The following is an 18,252-nucleotide window of genomic DNA, read 5'->3' as shown; positions in this document are numbered from 1 at the left end:
AACAGGAGTAATTATCACTTTTTTATCATTAAAACATCGTAACTGTTCAGGACGTTCAGCCCAACAGGCCACAGACACGCGCATTGCATGCGCTATCGCTGCATTCGCAGCTTCTGTCTGAGGCTAATGGGCGTTCCGCCCATTCCAAAATGAAAATTCATCCTATTGCAAACGAGTTTGAATAGTCTGATTTTTCATTTTGCTGATGTTCTGAACTGTTACAAAACATTAAAAAAAGAAAAGCCGGTCATTCAGACCAGCTCTCCCATATAATAAAATCCGCGGCATTCTGTCAGCTGAACAGATACCAGCTTTCCGATGAGACTTTCGTCTCCTTTGAAATGAACGAGAAGGTTGTTGGAAAGACGGCCGGTGAGATGACCTGCTTCCTGATGATTTTTCTCTTCTGCCAGAACCTCGACAATCTGTCCTGTGTAACGGGATGAGGTTTCTCGCGCAATCTCCTGCACCTCTTTTAAAAGACGGTCAAAGCGATCCTTTACCACATCCTCCGGTACCTGGTCTTCCATAACGGCAGCAGGCGTTCCGGTACGTTTGGAATAAATAAAGGTAAACGCACTGTCGTAGCGTACCTTTCGTATCACATCCAGTGTCTCCTGGAAATCCTCTTCCGTCTCACCCGGGAAGCCTACGATGATATCTGTCGTAAGGGAGATATCCGGCATTGCCTTTCGAAGCTTTTCCACCAGTTCCAGATAGTGCTCTTTTGTATATTTTCGATTCATGATCTTCAAGATCCGGCTGCTTCCGGACTGCAGCGGCAGATGAAGATGTGGACAGATCTTTTTGGATTTTGCCATGACCTCGATCAGCTCATCGGAGAGATCCTTGGGATGGGAAGTCATGAAGCGGATCCGCTCCAGTCCGTCGATCTTCTCAATCTCTTCCAGAAGAGCCGCAAAGCTCATGGGATTTTTGAGGTTTTTTCCGTAGGAATTGACATTCTGTCCCAGAAGCATGACCTCTACTACTCCGTCCGCTACCAGAGAACGGATCTCCTTAAGGATCTCTTCCGGCTCCCGGCTGCGCTCCCGGCCGCGTACATAGGGAACGATACAGTAACTGCAGAAATTATTGCAGCCAAACATGATATTGACACCGGATTTAAAGAAATATTTCCGGTCGCAAGGTAGATCCTCCACAATCTTGTCGGTATCTTTCCAGACATCAATGATCATGCGGTCTGAAATCATGGATGTATAAACAAGCTCTGCAAATTTATAAAGGTTGTGCGTACCGAATACGAGATCAACAAAACGATAACTTTTCTTGATCTTTTCCACCACTTGGGGTTCCTGCATCATACAACCGCAGAGAGCAATCATCATATCCGGATTTTTCTTCTTCTCATGTCCCATCATGCCCAGATGGCCGTATACCTTCAGATTTGCATTTTCCCGGACGGTACAGGTATTGTAGACAATAAAATCCGCTTTTTCATTTTCTGTGATCTCATAACCTACGGCCTCCAGGATTCCTGTAATCTTCTCGCTGTCTCTGGCATTCATCTGACAGCCAAAAGTCTGTGCACTTGCAACGAGAGGGCGACCCAGCTTTTTACTTTTTTCATTGACCAGAGCACGAAGCTTTGCCATAAAATAATACTGGCGTTCCGGTTCCTGCACTGGTGCTTCCGTACTGAGGTTGATCTTATCTAAATCTACTGTATTCATAAATCTATGATCCTTCCTTACTGCAAAATCAAACATTTGAAATCCACTGATCCACTGCGTAAATCGCTGCTTTCTCATGTTTGGCGGGTCTCAAGTTTAAAAGCTTTATCATGCAAGCATAAACGGCTTTTTGAACTTTTGAACCTGACATTATCATCTTATCTTATCGAATAGCTGGGAAAATGTCAACCGGGAATAAAAAAGCCGGGGCTGCTTTGATGAAACAGCGCTCCGGCTTCCTTTTATTGATGCTTCAGTAAACCAAATTTGTTCAATGGCCAGATCCTTAAAAAGGCTCTGCCTGTAATGTCACTCCGTTTGATGTTTCCAACCTCCGGATATCTGCCGTCACGGCTGTTGTTCCGGTTGTCACCCAGGACAAAGTATTCATCGTCCCCAAGCGTGATCGGCTCAGCAGCTCTTCCTGCTGACTTCATAACCTCAGCTCCGTAGATATCACTCTCAAGCTTCTCGCCGTTGATGTATACGTAACCATCGATGATCTGAACCGTTTCACCCGGAAGACCGATGATTCGTTTGATAAAGTGCTCTTTTTTACCATTTTCCTCAAAGGGAAATACGATAATATCATAACGCTCCGGGTCATGGAAACGATAGGAAATTTTATCTAGGATCAGATTCTGTCCGTCTGCCAAGGTGGGATCCATGGAATGACCGTCCACCTGAGTACGCTGACCCACAAACTTTACGATCAAAAGTGCTGCCACAAGGGCGATCACCAGATAAAACACCATCTCAAGAATTTCTCTTGCCATACTTTTCTGCTCTTTTGGTTCCTGTTCCTTTGTATTTGCTTTGCTCATTTTTTGTTTACACTCCTACTTTCTGATCTGTCCGTTCCCGTAAATAATGTATTTTGTGGTGGTTAGTGCCAGAAGCCCCATAGGTCCGCGGGCATGCAGCTTCTGTGTGCTGATGCCGATCTCTGCACCAAATCCAAATTCAAAACCGTCTGTAAAACGGGTAGAGGCATTTACATAGACAGCCGCTGCATCGATCTCCTCGAGAAAGCGCTGTGCATGGCTGTAGTCATTGGTGATGATAGCCTCCGAATGGCCTGTATTATAACGGTTGATATGTGTGATGGCCTCATCAAGGGAGGAAACTGTCTTGGCGGAAAGAATATAATCCAGATATTCCGTACCATAATCTGCTTCTTTTGCAGGTACGATTCCTTCTATGCTGGCACAAACTTTCTCATCTCCACGGATTTCCACCTGTTTTTCATCCAGACGGGCTTTCAGCTTCGGCATCAGAGCATCCAGAACCTTTTCATGGATCACAAGAGATTCACAGGCATTGCAGACACCGATGCGTTGGGTCTTGGCATTGAAAATAATATCTACAGCCATATCAAGGTCGGCTGTTTCATCCACATAGATATGGCAGTTTCCCGTACCGGTTTCAATAACGGGGATCGTGCTGTTTTCCACTACTGCCCGTATCAGTCCTGCGCTTCCGCGCGGGATCAGCACATCCACATATTCACGGAGCTTCATAAAAGCTGTAGTGGTTTCTCTTGAAGTATCTTCAATGAGAGTCACGGCAGCTTCCGGAAAGCCTTTCTCTGCCAATGCCATACGAAGAACCTTTACAATCGCTTTATTTGAATGGATGGCATCTTTTCCACCCTTTAAGATCACAGCATTTCCTGTTTTGAAACAGAGCCCGAAGGCATCTGCCGTCACATTCGGACGAGCTTCGTAAATGATGCCGACCACGCCTAACGGCACCCGTTTCTGACCGATCAGAAGACCGTTTGGCCGTTTTTTCATGGAGAGCACTTCTCCGACAGGATCTTCCAGAAGTTCCAGCTGAGAGAGGCCTTCTGCCATCTGTTTCACTCTTTGTTCCGTCAGAAGAAGGCGGTCCAGAAGTCCTTCCGGCATACCATTTGTTCTGCCGTTTTCCACATCCTTTTCATTTTCTTTCAAAAGGAAATCACACTGCTCCACAAGGAGCTCTGCCGCCCGGTGGAGTACCTGATTTTTTGCATCTGTATCTGCTTTCTGAAGGGCAGGCTGTGCGGCTTTTGCCAGACGGCCGATTTCATTTAAATCCATAGATATCCTCCTTTTGCAAAAAAGTTCAGCGGTTTATCTGTGCCGGTAAATACTGGATGGCGTTACCACCAGATCCGGCAGAACATCAAAGGTATCTGACGGGATCTCTTCCCGTATCTGAAAATCCAGTGCCAGAGCGATGGTCGGATGATCCGGATGAGCACTCAGATAACGGTCGTAAAAGCCTTTTCCGTAACCAAGACGGTGACACTGAGGGTCAAAGCCCACTCCGGGTACCAGAAGAAGTGCCGTTTCATCGGAAGCTTCCGGAAGGGAGGTTTTCGGTTCCGGAATATCAAAATAGCCAGGCTCCAGATCTTCCTCCATAGAGCGGATATAATAAAAGGTCATGTCATCTCCGTGGACTCTCGGTGCGGCGATACGCTTGCCATCTTTAAATGCTGCCTCATAAATCTCCTTTACAGAGGCTTCGCCTTTACAGTCTATGTAGAGATAAACCGCTTCTGCCTTCTGATAAACCTCCATGGAAAGGATCTTCTCCGCGATTTTGTGACTGCCATAACAGATCTCCTCTTCCCTGAGAGAACGGCGGCATTTCAGGATCTCTTTTCTAATTTCCTTTTTCTTTGAGTTTTTGTCCATATTTATCACCCAGATTTTCTATACTGCCGTCTTTGTTTAAGATATCAATGTTATCCAGCTGGCTTTTCAGATTCATACGAACGGAAGTCAGAAATTCTTTCCGAAGGAGCTGCTGCTCCTTTTTTTCCTCTTCTGTCAGCCCTTCTGCTTTGGAACGGCGGGCAAGTTCATTGATCCGCTGGATCTTTTCATCAGAAATTCCCATATTTCTATCTCCTTTGTTACATTTTTTCCAGATAATCCATCAGGTAAAAATCTTTTCCTGCACTTCCCTGAAACAGAGTACCCAGATGTTCGCCCTCCATCAGGCGGTGCAGAATATGAAAGTCCTTTCCGTTGGCAATGAGCATATCGGCACCGGAACTGACTGCCAGCCGGGCTGCGGTCAGCTTGGAAGCCATGCCGCCGGTACCTACCTTACTGCTGCTGGTATCCTTCCCCATTTGCAGGAGCTCTTCATCCAACTCATGAACCTCATCAATAAACGCTGCATCCGGATTCGTATGGGGATCATCGGTGAAAAGCCCGTCAATATCCGAAAGCAGGATCAGAAGATCCGCACCCACAAGGGCTGTCACGATCGCAGAAAGCCGGTCGTTATCACCAAATTTCATCTCATAGGTGGAAACCGTATCGTTCTCGTTTACGATGGGTACCACTCCCAGCTTTAACAATTCTTCAAAAGTATGATACGCATTCAGCCGGCTGAGATTGTTCTGTACTGTGCTTTTGGTCATCAGGATCTGTGCACAGCTTTGATTATATTCCGAAAAAAGCTTTTGATAGATCATCATCAGCCTGGCCTGACCGATCGCTGCACAGGCCTGTTTTTCTTCGGTCCGTTCCGGTCGTTTTGGAAAACCGGCGGCCTGACTTCCGACTGCGATCGCACCGGACGAGACCAGGATCACGTCTTTTCCCTGATTCCGAAGATCTGTGATCTCACGGACCAGAACCTCCATTTTTGTCAGATTCAGTGCCCCCGTTTCCGGATGGGTCAGAGAAGAGGAACCGATCTTGATGACGATCCGCTTTTTATCCTTCAGATGTTTCCGTAAATCCATACCGTCATTCCTCCTTAGGTCAAGTATGTCAAGCATACCACCCTATCTTACACCATTTTTCCGGAAACATCTACTCTTTTTTCAATTAACTGCTGTAATTTTCCAGAAAGTCAAAAAGTTCTTCTTCTCCGGAAAAAGACTTTCCCTGGCGGATTTCCGTCTGGATCTCTACCGGAAGTTTTCGAAACGGTATGGAGGTTTTTTCAAAAAGCTCCTGTGTTTCTCCACTATAAACGCTGACGGTTCCGTTTTCTTCTTTCAGATAATAACGCATTTCACTTTCTGCCCGTACACTCTCCTGCTCTGCCTGAAATCGGGTGTCACTGAAGATATAGAGCAGGGAAAGCAGTAAAATACCCGCAAAAAAACCGATCCTGTAACTTTGGCTGTTCATAAACATCCACTCCTTTGTTACAGTATCGGTTGTTTTTTTGTTTCTTTTACGAAACAATTTTTACCAGTTCCAGAAGCTCCGGTTCCAGAAGGACACCTTCTCTGGTATCGTAACCGGCTTCATCGCTTTTCTGAATGCAGTGAGCCACAAAACGATGTGCTGCTCCTGCTGCTTTTTCCAGTGGAAGATCTTTCAGAAGCGCACCGAGAAGTACCGCAGAGAACAGATCACCGGTTCCGGGATAAGCTCTGCCTGTCGGTTCATAAGTAAACCATTCTGTCCTGTCTTCTGTCAGGATCCCAACGGCAGAAAGTCTTCCTTCCAGCGGAATACTGGTGATCACCGCATTTTTGCAGCCAAGTTTTTTCAGCTTATCCGCAATCTTCTGAAGCTTGTCTTCCGTGCAGATCTCTTCATAAGGTTCAGCGGTGAGAAGACAGCTTTCTGTATAATTTGGTGTCATCAGTGTGCATCTGGGGATCAGCCCTTTTAATAGGGCGTTATAACTCTCATCAAAATTGGAATAAAACTTTCCATGATCTGCCATGATCGGATCAAAAAGTATCGGTCCGGAAGAAAAATCGTCCAGAAAAGCATAAGCCTCCCGGACATTTTTCTCATTTCCCAGATAGCCGATAAAAACAGCATCAAAGGAAAAGCCTTGTTCCTTTAAATGTTTTCCGCAGTCTCCGGCAAAACCGGAAAGCGGATAAATGGCAGGTCTTCCATAGCCGCCGGTATGTGTGGAAAGCACCATAGTCGGAACCGGGCAGGCCTCCACACCCAGAACGGACAGCACAGGAAGAATGTTTGTCATGGCAGCCTTCCCCACGGTACAAAGATCGTGAAGAACGGCTGCTCTTTTGATCGGTTTTCTTTTTATAACAGTCTGCATTTTTTCAGCACTCCCACCAGAACTGCTCCCTTGGGAATGGCGTACAGCTCTCTTTCTGTAATCCCGCGCAGCTTGATCAGTACCACTCCGTATACAATGACCGCTGCCAGAATGGCTGCAAGGCAGGAAACGGCATTTCCTGCAGCCAGATGGAACAGGGTGTAAATACCATAAGCGGCCAGTCCCATGATACCGGAAGATACCAGCGGAATGATAAAGGTCCGCACCAGTTCCTGCCGGTAACGAAGATATTTTTTAATGGAAATGGCATTCAGGATACACATGATCAGTCCAAAGAAAATATTGGAATAAAGAACGCCATAAATGTTCAGCTTGAATATCGTCATCAGCACAGCCAGAACGATCAGATGGAGGACAAGAGCGATCGCTGAATGGATCAGCGGCTCTTTCATCCGGCCCAGTCCCTGCAGAATCCCTGTCGTCAGTGTGGAAAGTCCCAGAAGCACGATGAGAAGAGAACCGGTCTGCATGATACCGGAAGCAAGCTTTGTGGAATCATTGAAGATCAGCTGCATGATCGGGGAAGACAGGGCCAGGAAGCCAACGGCACAGGGGATCGTGAGGATCATGGTGTAGCGGATCGTATCACGCACCTTTACGGAAGCTTCCTTTGTGTCATTGTCTGTCATAACAGCCGCCAGGCTCGGAACTACAGAAGGCGCCAGGCAGGAGGCAATGGATAAAGGCACATTCATCAGTACACGGAATTCTCCGGAGTAAACGCCCCAGATGGTCATATACTGTTTTTCTGTGTAGCCCTGTCCTGCCAGAATGGCATTGAAAACACCCTGATCCAGTACGGTTCCGATGTTGTAGACCACAGTACTTAAGACAATGGGAACAAGTGTCCAGATCAGAATTTTATAGATCTCCCGGTCAGCCTCTTTCCGACTTGTAACATCCCGCCGCATCTGGCGGTTCATCCGGCCACGGTAGGCCATATAGACAACGAAAAGAAACAGCAGTGCGACAGCGATGCTGACTACTGTTCCAAGCGTACCGCCTGCAGCACCATAGGCAGGTCCCAGACTGTCATTGCCCTTCTTTTCACCGAGCTTTGTTCCATACCCCACAAGAAGAAAGGCTGCTGCCAGAGATACAATGGCGTTGACGACCTGTTCAATGACCTGTGAAGCCGCCGTGGGAACCATGGTGTTGCGTCCCTGGAAAAATCCGCGGAACACACCAGTTATGGCAAAAAGGAAAATTGCCGGTGCCAGGACACGCAGAGCATAGGAAGCATTTTCTGCTTTCATGGCATATTTTGTAATGACGCCTGCGAATAAGAATGTCACAATGGACATGGCTGCTCCTACGGCGATCGCAAAGCGCATGGCACACTGAAAGACACGGTATGCATTCTTCTGTTCTCCGGCATGGAGCCGTTCCGAGACCATCCTGGACACAGCCAGCGGGATGCTGAAGGAAGAAATCATCAGAATGATATTATAGAGCTCGTTTGCTGTACTGTAATACCCGATTCCTTCCGTACCCAGTATGTTCTTCAGCGGAATCCGGTATACCATTCCGATGATACGGGCAATGAAAGATGCCGCTACCAGAATCGTACCCTGTACTAGATAATCTTTATTTTTGCTTTTGTTTCCCACGGTACACCTCATGTTCCTATATATTTATTCATACCCTGTTTTCTACAGAGGGGTATCTGTTTTGTTACTCGATGACAATATTATCCTCATAACTGTCCTGAATAATGCATACCCAGGTTCTGCCCTGATTCAGAGTGATCTCATTTCCATCGGCATCGTAATAAACGGCACGGCTGTCCGGATCTTCCGGATCGGCTTTTTTCCAGGTGCCTTTCTCATATCCGCCCTTGGTGAAGTAATACATATCGCCGCCGGACTGGGTATCGATATTCAGATAACCGTTATCATCATAATTCTGCCACTGGCATACCTGGAAGATAATGTTGGTGACAGCCAGCTGATCGTTGGTGTTCTGATCGATCTGTGCCTCTCCGTACTGGAAACGGTTATAATAACCGGCCTCTTCATTATACTCAAACCAGGGTTTGTTTACCGAGTAGCCCGGACGGATCACCGTTGCTGTTCCCTCGTCCGGTACGATGGTCTCACCGTCAGCTGCAAATTTGTAATGAGCCTCAAAATCATCCTCGTAATCGGTACGGTAACCGTTTCTCTCCATGGCAGTCTTGATGCCTTCCTCACTGATATAAACATTGTGAGGAGCCGGACGGTCACTGGTACGGTAGAAAATATCCTCACCGCAGTAGCCGCTGACAGAGCCGGCCTGCTCCTGGTACTGAAGACCGCTGATGTTATCGGTATCTTCGGCGTTCAGCTTGTTCATGGCATAAACAGCCTGTCCGTAATGGATATAAACGGCGTCAAATTCTTTTGCAAAATCAATGTAATAATCACGGCAGCTTCTGACAGAACCGATCTTCTCCATACCGCGGTAATCTTCAAAGATTCCCATCAGACGGGTAAGACCGCCCTCTACGGGAGCCTCGTAAACAATACCGGCTTCCTCGATACCGGCCTGGGGGCAGGCATCATAAATATTGTTGAGCATGATGGCCATGGGACGTTTGGTCCCTACCTCTGCATCAACCAGGCGACCGGTCAGTTTGCTGCGTACCTGTGCATCAGGATCCAGTGCTTCAGTGGAAGCCTCTGCTGCAGTCTCGGTGGTATCCTCAGAGGAAGAATCCACGCTTAAACCTGCCAGAGAATCTGTTCTGGTCACCGGTGCGTCATCTTTTTGAACCAGCTCTGCTGCCTGGGCGGAAGTGCCAAATACAGCGAGTGCTGCTGCTGTTACAAGAAGTCTTGTTTTTAATCTGTTCATGTTTCTATCCCCTCTCTGTTTATCTTGTGATGGAAAGGCTCTGCAGGATCTCCTCCTGACGCCGTTCCATTTCTTTTGCTTCTTCTTCTGTCATATGGTCATACCCGCACAGATGGAGCATGCTGTGAGCAACCAGAAAAGCAAATTCCCGTTTTACAGAATGACCATAAGCCTCTGCCTGCTCCAGAATCTTGTCTCCGGAAAGAACGATATCCCCGAGCATCAGTTCACCCGATTCCGGATCAAAGGAATCCGCTTCCTCTTCTTCTGCTGCTGAAAAGTCAGAAGGTGTGTCATAATTCAAAAGCGGAAAAGAAAGTACATCCGTGGGACGGTCGATCCCTCGGAAATTCCGGTTCATCTCATGAATCTCCTCATTGCCTGTCAGAAGCACATTTACCTGGGCTTCATAAGGACAGTTTTCATAATCCAGACTCGCCTCGATCACTTTCCCTGCCAGTTCTTCCGGAGAGAAAGGCCAGTCTTTTCCATACTCATCTTCGTAAATAACGCTCATGAGCGCCTCCTTTGCTGTGCGGAAGCTTTCTTTTCATATTCCTCATAGGCATTGACGATCTTCTGCACCAGCGGGTGCCGGACCACGTCTTTGCTGGTAAGGCTGCAGAAAGAAATATCTTCCACATTTTTTAATACCTTCATTGCGACCTCCAGACCGGATTTCTGGGTGCTTGGCAGATCCTTCTGGGTGGAATCACCGGTCACAATGACTTTAGAACCAAAACCGATACGGGTCAGGAACATTTTCATCTGAGCCGGTGTGGTATTCTGTGCCTCATCAAGAATGATGAAGGCATTATCCAGTGTCCGGCCTCGCATATAAGCCAGAGGAGCGACCTCAATAAGACCTTTTTCCATATTTTTTGCAAAGCTGTCCGGTCCCATGATCTGATAAAGGGCATCGTACAGCGGGCGAAGATACGGATCCACCTTACTCTGGAGATCGCCTGGCAGGAAGCCAAGCTTTTCGCCGGCTTCGATAGCCGGTCTTGTAAGGATGATCCTGGAAACCTCTCCGTTTTTGAAGGCGGAAATCGCCATTGCCATGGCAAGATAGGTTTTTCCGGTACCCGCAGGTCCGATACCGAAAACGATCATCTTGTTCCGGATGGCATCCACATAAGCCTTCTGCCCCAGCGTTTTGGGTTTGATCACTTTTCCGTTGATGGTATGGCAGATACAGTCTTTATCGATCTCCACCATGGAGCCGGTATCGGAATTTTCCATTGCAAGCGCCAGTGCATAGTTGATGTTCTGTTCTTCAATGGTGTTCCCCCGCATGGAGAGCTTTACCAGGTCCTGCACAATATCTTTGGCTTTGGAAACATTGGCGGCATCTCCGATGATCTTGAGCGTTCCGTCTCTTAAAATCATGGTCACATTCAGGGTACGTTCAATTTTCTTTATATGCTGGTCAAACTGACCGAATACATTCTTCTCGTGCTCTGCCGGAATTTCTGTAATCGCTTCAATGATGCTCATGAATCTGTTTTCGTCCTTTCCACTCGTTTTCCGGTTTTCTGAATGAGTGTCAGCTGTCCCGAAGCGGAACAGCTTTTCTCATCCGTTTCTATTTTAACATCATTTTCAAATATTTGAACCCCTTTTTCCCGAATTTTTTCCATATTTTTTTCTGTTTTCTCCTGCATTCGGGCAATGGCCTCGCCGGAAGAGTATCTTTTCTTTATCAGACGGTATTCCCGCATATATATCCGGCCATAAAAAAGAGGAAGTTTAAAATACCGGGAAAAGCCAAACTGTCGTTCCTCCGTCACCAGATCATAGGCCTGATAACTCTCTTTTTGGGGTTTCAGAGAAAACAGCTGGCTTCCCAGCTGAATGAGAAAACCGCTTTTCTCCCGGCCTGTATAGAGTTTTTCTTCATATAAAAGAGGAAAACTGTCCCGGTATTCGTAAACGGTTTTTATCAGGATATCCGCATCTGCCGCACAATACTCATAACCGGTGACTTCTTTTTCGTCATTGAGGATGGGGATTTCAGAAGATACCAGCAGGTCCCCTTTTTTTACCCGGTCTCCGACATGTACCTGAGGCCTCCCTTGCCGTGTTATGATGCGTTCAATGGTCCCGGCTGTTCCGGCAATGAGATCACTTTCCGGCAATTCCTCCGGTGTGAGGTCCTGAAGATCATTTTCTTTTACATCAATGAGAAGGCTGGTCCCCTTGATTTTTGCCGAGACCCAGAGAAAATCCGGAAATTTTTCCCGGAGATCTGCCTGGAGTTTCTTGCAGTCGATGGTATTTTTCAGAGTTCCGTAAGTGGCTTTTTCTTCTTTGAGATAACGGTAAATAACCTCTGCGGAAGCAGAACGGTTGCCGCTGACCTCAATATTCCAGATAAAAAAAGAAAACAGGAACAGAAGGGACGCCCCGCCAACGAAACCGGCCGCAAAGGCCTTCCTGTGGCGGTTCCGGAAAAGCCAGAAGGGGAGGCCGCACTTTTTGATAATACGGATATGGGTTCCCGTCTTTCTGGCCAGAGGTTTTAAGCGGCGGAAAGCTTCTATAGAAAGATTCATTTCATAAGCATTTTCCACCGGTTTGAGATCCCATATGTAAAGGTTATGAAGCGCACAGATATTTAAGAAACGATCGTAGGAAACCGTGTGGACACGTATCCGGACGTAGCCCTTCATCTGACGCTGGATGTTTGCCATCATGAAAAATCCTCCTGTCAGCTGGTCAGAAAACAGACACTGGTGATGGTTCCTGTAAGTTTCAGTGCATCCTTTGTGTAATAGACGAGAAAAAGATGCTGTCCTTCGATCCGCAAAAGGCAGGCTTTTGTCTGGAGTAAAAGAACAGCATCCGTGTACTGGAGAATTCCTTTGAAATTTTCAATAAACAGTTCTTCCTGACCGGTCATGGAAAGCAGAGGCAGGGAAGACACCAGCTCCGGTGGAATCCCTGCCGCATCCGTCAGTACCCGTCCAAAAGGCTTTTTTCCTTTTCGTCTCATAGGCAGCCGACCCTCCGGACTTTTGTTATCCAGTATATGTAAAAACAGGGAGGTTCAGAACTACCGTGTTTTATCCGATCTGTCCTGTAATAGAAACCAGATCTGCCCGGTAGGCCTCCAACGGCCGACGGCTTTCGTAATCCATCCAGAATACCCAGCGATCCGGTCCCTCATCGGCGATTATAGCACAGAATTTACAGATAAATATATAGTTTTTCTTAATTATACATAATTTTTTTAGAGGACAAGAGAAGGTTCTGAAATTTACAGATTGTATTGATATTTCAACGTTGATAGGCTAAACTGATAAAAGACAAAATTTCAGAGACAAGGAGTGGATACAGAAGATGAAGACCGGACTGATTATGGAAGGCGGAGCCATGCGGGGCATGTTTACCGCCGGTGTGATCGATGTGTTAATGGAGGCTGGTGTGTGCTTTGACGGGGCGATCGGTGTCTCTGCAGGAGCCGTCTTTGGCTGCAATTATAAATCCCGCCAGATCGGACGAGTGATCCGTTATAACAAGGCTTATTGTCAGGATCCCCGCTACGTCAGTTTCCGCTCTCTTCTCAGGACCGGTGATATCTATGGCGAAGAATTCTGCTATCACGAGCTGCCTGACCGTCTGGATCCTTTCGATGTGAAAACCTATGAGGAAAATTCCATGGATTTCTATGTGGTCTGCACCGACGTGGAAACCGGAAAGCCTGTTTATCACAACTGCCTGAAAGGCGATGCAGAGGATATTCAGTGGATGCGGGCCTCCGCTTCCATGCCGGCACTCTCCCGCTTTGTAAATCTGGATGGACATATGCTTTCGGATGGCGGCACCGCCGATTCCATCCCTGTGCGTTTTTTTGAAAGCATCGGCTATGAACGGAACGTCGTCATTCTGACCCAGCCGGAAGGCTATGTGAAAAAGCCCAACCAGCTGCTGCCCCTTCTGCGGATCCTTCTCCGGAAAAATCCGGCTCTCATTCAGGCACTGGAAAACCGTCACGAACGCTATAACGAAACCATCGCCTACATCAAAAAGCAGGAATTATGCGGAAATCTCCTTGTTATCCGTCCGGAGGCCGCCCTCAATATCGGTGCTGTTGAGCGTCACCCGGAAGAACTGGAACGGGTGTACCAGCTTGGGCGAAAAGAAGGGGAAAAACGGCTGGCGGAGGTGGAGGAATTTCTCGCTGACAAGCGGTAGCGTTATCGATTGATTTCTCGAATCATTGAATACTCATTCAGCAGTGTTCCATCTTTCAGGCGAATTGCATTGGGCTTGACGCCTGTGATTCTGAATCCCATTTTTTCATACAAAGCTCGTGCACGGCTGTTTCCCTCTACAAAATCAAGTTCCACTTGAATTAAGTCCGGATTTTCCTCTGCAATGCGGATTAACTCTTGGAATAGTCTTGTTCCAATGCCTTGATTCCAATATTCTTTTAATAATGCGATGGCGACACTTGCTCGATGCCTTGTTTTTATTCCTTTGCTCCATGTGATTTCGCAATTTCCAGCAACTTTTCCCTCAACCAGACATACAAGCATAGCCTGGTTGTCAGATTTGTTTACTCTGTCAAACAACGCCTTTTCGCCTTCTGCTGTATATTTGCCGCACTCCTCAGGATAGCGCAAAATGAAGTCCGTTTCACCCGCTGAAATATAGAGATACTCTAACATACCTTGAATATCTTCATCCTGCGGACTACGAATCAACGCAGTCCTTCCATCCTTGAGTTTATATTCGATGTCTTTAACAAGCATAATTTTTCTTCTCCAATCCTGATTTGTCTTAATCAAACAGGGTTGCGATGCTTGGATCTTCATAAGAATCGAAACACATGAAAACCTGTTCTCTTGTACATTTCTCTACAGCAAGATTAACTGGCAAATTTTCTTTATCAAAAAAACCGATTTCTGTAGTTTCTATGTTTTTTTCAAACTTTCCACCCTGGAGCCGACACAGTACAAAAACTTTCACTACTCCATACACATAATTTACCACATTGTGCTTTCTCCAGTCTTGAACTGCTATTATCTTCTCAGATTTCACCGTAAGTCCGGCTTCCTCCTGCACTTCTTTCTCTGTATTGGATGCAACAGACTGGTCTACATCGCACCAGCCTCCTGGCAACGACCAGGTACCATTATTTTCATGTACAAGCAGAATTTTTCCGTCAACAAAAACTGCTGCCCGTGTATCTACTTTTGGTGTCTGGTAGCCGGATTCATTACAAAATAAATCAAAGATTTTATTTACAGGAACATCTGTTTTAAGCGACAGCATTTCCGCTGCAATCTGCCTCAATTCTTCATAACGTTCTCTGTCATATTTGTCTTTCCCATACTGAAGTCCAGCCTGGGCAATACTTTGAATACGAATTGCAAATTCTATCCATTTATCGTTCATAGAAGTTCTCCCTCATGTTCAGATTTGATGTGCCCATTTATACCATCTCGCTACACCTTCTTCAACGTAAACTTACCGTCCTCATGCTGGCAGATCTTTTCCAGCTTATTATGTATATCGAGACAAACCTTGTCCCATTCGTTGATATTACGTTCATAGAGCATGGCATCTTCTGCTTTTACGATCACTTCTTCTCCGGAAGAATCCGTAAGCGTTACGATTGCCATGATCGGTACGCTTTCCGGTCGCTCTTCACAACCGAAATTCAAGTCTTCATCGATTCGTTTTACTGTGTATATCATAGTTAGACCCCTCTGGAAATAATGTAAAGGAAAAAAATGATTATTTCATGTACTCACGGATTTTATCAATCAATGTAACATCTGCCGGCAGCCAGGCAACGCTATTCAGTTGGTCCTTCGTAAGCCATTTTGCAGCTTCCGCTTCTTTCAGCTCCAAATGGCCAGCCGTAACTTTAGCCCAGAAACAAGCCATGGAAAGGTGAAAGGCTGGATAGTCATATTCGATTGTATCGATCAAATCTCCGACCTTGATTTTTGTATTCAGTTCTTCCATGATTTCTCTTTTCAAAGCTTCTTGTGGTGTTTCACCGGATTCTATTTTTCCGCCGGGAAACTCCCAGCCTCCTTTTAATTCTCCATATCCTCTTGCTGTTGCAAAAATCTTTGATTTTTCATCAAAACAATCACAAATAACCGCTGCTACAACTCGAATTGTTTTCATAGGATTCCTCTCTTAACCGGTAAGCAATTGATTTGTCTTGCGAAGATACTTCGCAGGGATCGATTGATCCAGCTTCCATGTGATATTCATTGGCTTACTGCCGGTATGCGTCTCATAAGCTGCCGTTCCGAGGTAGGTATATAGCGCAGCACCAATACGATCCTGCTTAAACTCTCGCACAAATAATGCGATCTTACTCCCGTTTTTCTGATGATTGATATAGCGCAGACCCGTACCGGACGTGTCTGATGTCGTGCTCTGGCTCTGCCAATGGAACTGGCGTTCATTGATAGAATAGTCGTCGTACATTGTTGTGGGCGAATAGTCTTTATGCGATTTATTCAGTGTAATAAATAACACATCCACCTGTTTGTCAGGAAGCCACTTTACACCTTGTCTAAGCACCTCATAATGTTTATACAGGCTTAACCCCTTTGATTTTTTAGGGTTTGAGCCTGTCTTTATAAAAACCAGATATTTCTGTTGCGGCATGGGCCAGGTTGCCAGAGCGTTTAATTCTTCAAAAGCCCCTTAATAGCGCGATAGATCTCACTGCCTTTTTTATTGCCGAATTGTTTGACCAGAGCGTTGTTGATACCTTGTTTTGATTTGAACTCATTGATGCAGGCCATGATCTCATCTGCATCGTCTCTGCAGAATGCTGGCAGAAGATCGAGAACCTGGTTTTCTTCAATGCTCTGGAACTGGAGGTTGGAAATCTGCTGGATATCCACACCGCGTTGTTTCCAGAACTGGATGATATAGTGGAAACCATCATCGTTGCTGACGATAAAATAGTTCTCATCGGGATTTTGGGCTGTAAGAGAACCAAGGTAGGTCGCCAGCTGGAAATCCAGGGCATTTTTGGCTCCGGTTTCTACCTTATAATAGAAGATCCGTGCTTTGGAAGCGTTGATGCACAGATGGATATCAAAGGTCAGCTTGTCCGCATTGCTGCTGTAGAAAAGATGTACCTGATCGCCCTCCGGAAGCTTCTCGATGCCTTTCAGACCGTTGTAACCGATGTTTTCAAAATCCACTAAATAAATTGCCATATACTGTTTCCTTTCTGTTGTTTCCGTTCACGCCTTTTCAGGTAAAAGACGATACCGGAGGTAATGGAAAGCAGCACCTTCAGGTATCGTTAAAACGTATCAAACGTTTTGAACTCGATCTCCTGCTCGCGAAGAAGGGCGTGAACGATTTCTTCATACACGGCAAGGGAACCGGTCTTTTTGATTTTCTTCATGTAAGTTTCCGGACTGGTAAAGAGATGACTCATATAGAACCAGAGTTCTTTCATTTTGAAAAGCACATCCTTATCACCGGACATAACGGCCCGATACTCTTCTACTAAACGGTCATGGAAATGCAGGAAGCGTTCTTTTGAAAGCCCCGGCTCTCCGTGAAGCTCGTTTAAAAGAGCTGGATTTGCCACCAGTCCCCGGCCCAGCATCAGTCTGTCCACAGCCGGAAAGCGTTCCGTAAACTGCCGAACCATTTCTTTGGAAAAAAGATCCCCGTTGTAACAAAGGGGATTTCTGCTCTCCCGTACAGCCAGTGCAAAGGTCTCAAGATCCGGTTTTCCTTTATAAAAATCCTTTCGCAGTCTCGGATGCACGATGAGCTCTTCCAGAGGGAAACGGTTAAAGAGCGAAAGGAGTACTGGAAACTCCTCTGACTCTTCCAGACCGATCCTCGTCTTGACAGAGATTTTCAGATCCAGAGCGGAAAAAATCTCATCCAGAAAAGCTTCCAGCTGATCCGGATAGGCGAGGAAGCCGGAACCTTTGCCTTTTGCCACTACCGTGCCCGAAGGGCAGCCAAGATTCAGATTGATCTCCTGAAAACCATATTTTTGAAGTTCCCTGGCTCCACGGATAAAGTCTTCGCTTTTTCCCGTAAGGATCTGGGGAACTACCGTCAGTCCTGGATTGTTTTCCGGCAGGATATCCTGGATTTCCCGGCTCCGGAAGATTTTTTTGGTTCCGGGAACCAGGAAAGGCGTGAAATATTTATCCGGCGAACGGAAACATTCCGCATAGACTCTGCGGTAAATATGGCCTGTAATGCCTTCCATCGGTGCAAAATAGTAATTCATAACATGAAAATCCTCTCATTCATTGTAAATTTATCCCTTTTCCCTGTCAAGTCCGGAGTTTTCAAAGGAAATGCTTGCAAAAAACAGTTCATAAAAATCATCTTCTCCCTCCAGCATGGGAGAATTTTCTCCTCCTCCATTGGTACTCCGGCGCATGGATGCGTAGAATTCTTCTCCCTCCTGGATAAGATCCATCTCATAGATGAGATATCCCAGTTCCCTGCAAAGGCTGCAGAAAGCACTCAGCGGGGCTTTTTCTTTCCTTGTCTCCAGAAGTCTTTTTCTCAGTTTCGGGTCTGCCAGCGCTTTTTTTCTCAGTTCTTCTAACATTTCTGCAAGATTCATAAAGTTTACCTCTCTTAGAATCATTTTCTCTTTTACCTACATCTTTTTATTATAACGGGATTTTCC

23 protein-coding genes are annotated in these 18,252 nt (G+C 46.2%); 1 reads left to right on the top strand and 22 read right to left on the bottom strand.

Annotation, left to right across the window (positions count from 1 at the left end; genetic code table 11):
- Window positions 1–251: 251 nt before the first annotated feature.
- The 14 genes from miaB to DXA57_RS03665 form a co-directional block, all read right to left on the bottom strand.
- Entirely contained in the window at window positions 252–1,694 is a 1,443-nt protein-coding gene (miaB, locus tag DXA57_RS03730; RefSeq protein WP_117764741.1) for a tRNA (N6-isopentenyl adenosine(37)-C2)-methylthiotransferase MiaB, read from the bottom strand.
- A gap of 242 nt (window positions 1,695–1,936) precedes the next feature.
- Complete coding sequence (lepB, locus tag DXA57_RS03725) at window positions 1,937–2,518, bottom strand: signal peptidase I (RefSeq protein WP_117764739.1); 582 nt, start codon at window positions 2,516–2,518, stop codon at window positions 1,937–1,939.
- 15 nt (window positions 2,519–2,533) lie between these two features.
- On the bottom strand, window positions 2,534–3,778 hold the full coding sequence (locus DXA57_RS03720; protein ID WP_117764737.1) for a glutamate-5-semialdehyde dehydrogenase: 1,245 nt from the start codon (window positions 3,776–3,778) through the stop codon (window positions 2,534–2,536).
- A 33-nt stretch (window positions 3,779–3,811) separates the two neighbouring features.
- Window positions 3,812–4,381 carry a 5-formyltetrahydrofolate cyclo-ligase gene (locus DXA57_RS03715; RefSeq protein WP_117764735.1) on the bottom strand — a complete coding sequence of 190 codons (570 nt, stop codon included), beginning with the start codon at window positions 4,379–4,381 and terminating at the stop codon, window positions 3,812–3,814.
- Window positions 4,350–4,586, bottom strand: coding sequence for a DUF896 domain-containing protein (locus DXA57_RS03710; protein ID WP_330423187.1), 237 nt, complete (start codon window positions 4,584–4,586; stop codon window positions 4,350–4,352). The genes DXA57_RS03715 and DXA57_RS03710 overlap by 32 nt, the downstream gene beginning before the upstream one ends.
- 16 nt (window positions 4,587–4,602) lie before the next feature.
- A complete protein-coding gene (proB, locus tag DXA57_RS03705; protein ID WP_117764733.1) occupies window positions 4,603–5,445 on the bottom strand; it encodes a glutamate 5-kinase in 843 nt (280 codons plus the stop codon).
- Between the two features lie 85 nt (window positions 5,446–5,530).
- Window positions 5,531–5,839, bottom strand: a complete 309-nt coding sequence (locus tag DXA57_RS03700) for a hypothetical protein (protein ID WP_117764731.1) — start codon at window positions 5,837–5,839, stop codon at window positions 5,531–5,533.
- 46 nt (window positions 5,840–5,885) lie between these two features.
- Window positions 5,886–6,734 carry a pyridoxamine kinase gene (locus DXA57_RS03695; protein ID WP_117764729.1) on the bottom strand — a complete coding sequence of 283 codons (849 nt, stop codon included), beginning with the start codon at window positions 6,732–6,734 and terminating at the stop codon, window positions 5,886–5,888.
- On the bottom strand, window positions 6,719–8,365 hold the full coding sequence (locus tag DXA57_RS03690; RefSeq protein ID WP_158571224.1) for a putative polysaccharide biosynthesis protein: 1,647 nt from the start codon (window positions 8,363–8,365) through the stop codon (window positions 6,719–6,721). The genes DXA57_RS03695 and DXA57_RS03690 overlap by 16 nt, the downstream gene beginning before the upstream one ends.
- A 64-nt stretch (window positions 8,366–8,429) precedes the next feature.
- Window positions 8,430–9,590 carry a DUF3048 domain-containing protein gene (locus DXA57_RS03685; protein WP_117764725.1) on the bottom strand — a complete coding sequence of 387 codons (1,161 nt, stop codon included), beginning with the start codon at window positions 9,588–9,590 and terminating at the stop codon, window positions 8,430–8,432.
- A 19-nt stretch (window positions 9,591–9,609) separates the two neighbouring features.
- Window positions 9,610–10,107 carry an rRNA maturation RNase YbeY gene (gene ybeY, locus DXA57_RS03680; protein ID WP_117764723.1) on the bottom strand — a complete coding sequence of 166 codons (498 nt, stop codon included), beginning with the start codon at window positions 10,105–10,107 and terminating at the stop codon, window positions 9,610–9,612.
- Window positions 10,104–11,090, bottom strand: coding sequence for a PhoH family protein (locus tag DXA57_RS03675; RefSeq protein WP_117764721.1), 987 nt, complete (start codon window positions 11,088–11,090; stop codon window positions 10,104–10,106). Before DXA57_RS03675 ends, ybeY begins: the two co-directional genes overlap by 4 nt.
- The gene (gene yqfD, locus DXA57_RS03670) at window positions 11,087–12,289 is read right to left on the bottom strand and encodes a sporulation protein YqfD (protein ID WP_117764717.1); all 1,203 of its coding nucleotides are present in this window, start codon (window positions 12,287–12,289) and stop codon (window positions 11,087–11,089) included. Before yqfD ends, DXA57_RS03675 begins: the two co-directional genes overlap by 4 nt.
- Window positions 12,290–12,303: 14 nt before the next feature.
- Complete coding sequence (locus DXA57_RS03665) at window positions 12,304–12,588, bottom strand: YabP/YqfC family sporulation protein (RefSeq protein ID WP_117764715.1); 285 nt, start codon at window positions 12,586–12,588, stop codon at window positions 12,304–12,306.
- 347 nt (window positions 12,589–12,935) lie between these two features.
- On the opposite strand from DXA57_RS03665, the gene DXA57_RS03660 reads away from it, so the two are divergent.
- Complete coding sequence (locus DXA57_RS03660) at window positions 12,936–13,790, top strand: patatin-like phospholipase family protein (RefSeq protein WP_117764713.1); 855 nt, start codon at window positions 12,936–12,938, stop codon at window positions 13,788–13,790.
- A 2-nt stretch (window positions 13,791–13,792) separates the two neighbouring features.
- On the opposite strand, the gene DXA57_RS03655 is transcribed toward DXA57_RS03660, so the two are convergent.
- From DXA57_RS03655 to DXA57_RS03620, 8 genes are all read right to left on the bottom strand, one after another.
- Window positions 13,793–14,350 (bottom strand): GNAT family N-acetyltransferase, encoded by a 558-nt coding sequence (locus DXA57_RS03655; RefSeq protein ID WP_117764711.1) that lies wholly within the window; start codon window positions 14,348–14,350, stop codon window positions 13,793–13,795.
- Window positions 14,351–14,378: 28 nt separating this feature from the next.
- Window positions 14,379–14,996 carry an NUDIX hydrolase gene (locus DXA57_RS03650; RefSeq protein ID WP_117764709.1) on the bottom strand — a complete coding sequence of 206 codons (618 nt, stop codon included), beginning with the start codon at window positions 14,994–14,996 and terminating at the stop codon, window positions 14,379–14,381.
- Window positions 14,997–15,046: 50 nt separating this feature from the next.
- A complete protein-coding gene (locus tag DXA57_RS03645; RefSeq protein WP_117764707.1) occupies window positions 15,047–15,298 on the bottom strand; it encodes a hypothetical protein in 252 nt (83 codons plus the stop codon).
- Between the two features lie 40 nt (window positions 15,299–15,338).
- Window positions 15,339–15,740 (bottom strand): (deoxy)nucleoside triphosphate pyrophosphohydrolase, encoded by a 402-nt coding sequence (locus DXA57_RS03640; protein ID WP_117764705.1) that lies wholly within the window; start codon window positions 15,738–15,740, stop codon window positions 15,339–15,341.
- 12 nt (window positions 15,741–15,752) lie between these two features.
- Complete coding sequence (locus DXA57_RS03635) at window positions 15,753–16,232, bottom strand: DUF3427 domain-containing protein (protein ID WP_117764703.1); 480 nt, start codon at window positions 16,230–16,232, stop codon at window positions 15,753–15,755.
- Between the two features lie 20 nt (window positions 16,233–16,252).
- Window positions 16,253–16,795 carry a PIN domain-containing protein gene (locus DXA57_RS03630; protein WP_117764701.1) on the bottom strand — a complete coding sequence of 181 codons (543 nt, stop codon included), beginning with the start codon at window positions 16,793–16,795 and terminating at the stop codon, window positions 16,253–16,255.
- Window positions 16,796–16,884: 89 nt separating this feature from the next.
- Window positions 16,885–17,841, bottom strand: a complete 957-nt coding sequence (locus DXA57_RS03625) for a tRNA dihydrouridine synthase (protein ID WP_117764699.1) — start codon at window positions 17,839–17,841, stop codon at window positions 16,885–16,887.
- A gap of 30 nt (window positions 17,842–17,871) precedes the next feature.
- Window positions 17,872–18,186, bottom strand: coding sequence for a hypothetical protein (locus DXA57_RS03620; protein WP_117764697.1), 315 nt, complete (start codon window positions 18,184–18,186; stop codon window positions 17,872–17,874).
- Window positions 18,187–18,252: the final 66 nt, after the last annotated feature.

The organism is Blautia sp. OF03-15BH (assembly GCF_003463065.1).
In the GTDB taxonomy this organism is placed as follows: Bacteria; Bacillota; Clostridia; order Lachnospirales; family Lachnospiraceae; genus Limivivens.
The sequence above is the reverse complement of the archived record's forward strand: the minus strand, read 5'-3'. Positions and strand labels throughout refer to the sequence as shown.

Excerpts from the sequence above, each read along its gene's own strand:
- miaB (WP_117764741.1), bottom strand. The coding sequence starts at position 1,694 with ATGAATACAGTAGATTTAGATAAGATCAACCTCAGTACGGAAGCACCA.
- lepB (WP_117764739.1), bottom strand. The coding sequence starts at position 2,518 with ATGAGCAAAGCAAATACAAAGGAACAGGAACCAAAAGAGCAGAAAAGT.
- DXA57_RS03720 (WP_117764737.1), bottom strand. The coding sequence starts at position 3,778 with ATGGATTTAAATGAAATCGGCCGTCTGGCAAAAGCCGCACAGCCTGCC.
- DXA57_RS03715 (WP_117764735.1), bottom strand. The coding sequence starts at position 4,381 with ATGGACAAAAACTCAAAGAAAAAGGAAATTAGAAAAGAGATCCTGAAA.
- DXA57_RS03710 (WP_330423187.1), bottom strand. The coding sequence starts at position 4,586 with ATGGGAATTTCTGATGAAAAGATCCAGCGGATCAATGAACTTGCCCGC.
- proB (WP_117764733.1), bottom strand. The coding sequence starts at position 5,445 with ATGGATTTACGGAAACATCTGAAGGATAAAAAGCGGATCGTCATCAAG.
- DXA57_RS03700 (WP_117764731.1), bottom strand. The coding sequence starts at position 5,839 with ATGAACAGCCAAAGTTACAGGATCGGTTTTTTTGCGGGTATTTTACTG.
- DXA57_RS03695 (WP_117764729.1), bottom strand. The coding sequence starts at position 6,734 with ATGCAGACTGTTATAAAAAGAAAACCGATCAAAAGAGCAGCCGTTCTT.
- DXA57_RS03685 (WP_117764725.1), bottom strand. The coding sequence starts at position 9,590 with ATGAACAGATTAAAAACAAGACTTCTTGTAACAGCAGCAGCACTCGCT.
- ybeY (WP_117764723.1), bottom strand. The coding sequence starts at position 10,107 with ATGAGCGTTATTTACGAAGATGAGTATGGAAAAGACTGGCCTTTCTCT.
- DXA57_RS03675 (WP_117764721.1), bottom strand. The coding sequence starts at position 11,090 with ATGAGCATCATTGAAGCGATTACAGAAATTCCGGCAGAGCACGAGAAG.
- yqfD (WP_117764717.1), bottom strand. The coding sequence starts at position 12,289 with ATGATGGCAAACATCCAGCGTCAGATGAAGGGCTACGTCCGGATACGT.
- DXA57_RS03665 (WP_117764715.1), bottom strand. The coding sequence starts at position 12,588 with ATGAGACGAAAAGGAAAAAAGCCTTTTGGACGGGTACTGACGGATGCG.
- DXA57_RS03660 (WP_117764713.1), top strand. The coding sequence starts at position 12,936 with ATGAAGACCGGACTGATTATGGAAGGCGGAGCCATGCGGGGCATGTTT.
- DXA57_RS03655 (WP_117764711.1), bottom strand. The coding sequence starts at position 14,350 with ATGCTTGTTAAAGACATCGAATATAAACTCAAGGATGGAAGGACTGCG.
- DXA57_RS03650 (WP_117764709.1), bottom strand. The coding sequence starts at position 14,996 with ATGAACGATAAATGGATAGAATTTGCAATTCGTATTCAAAGTATTGCC.
- DXA57_RS03645 (WP_117764707.1), bottom strand. The coding sequence starts at position 15,298 with ATGATATACACAGTAAAACGAATCGATGAAGACTTGAATTTCGGTTGT.
- DXA57_RS03640 (WP_117764705.1), bottom strand. The coding sequence starts at position 15,740 with ATGAAAACAATTCGAGTTGTAGCAGCGGTTATTTGTGATTGTTTTGAT.
- DXA57_RS03635 (WP_117764703.1), bottom strand. The coding sequence starts at position 16,232 with ATGCCGCAACAGAAATATCTGGTTTTTATAAAGACAGGCTCAAACCCT.
- DXA57_RS03630 (WP_117764701.1), bottom strand. The coding sequence starts at position 16,795 with ATGGCAATTTATTTAGTGGATTTTGAAAACATCGGTTACAACGGTCTG.
- DXA57_RS03625 (WP_117764699.1), bottom strand. The coding sequence starts at position 17,841 with ATGAATTACTATTTTGCACCGATGGAAGGCATTACAGGCCATATTTAC.
- DXA57_RS03620 (WP_117764697.1), bottom strand. The coding sequence starts at position 18,186 with ATGAATCTTGCAGAAATGTTAGAAGAACTGAGAAAAAAAGCGCTGGCA.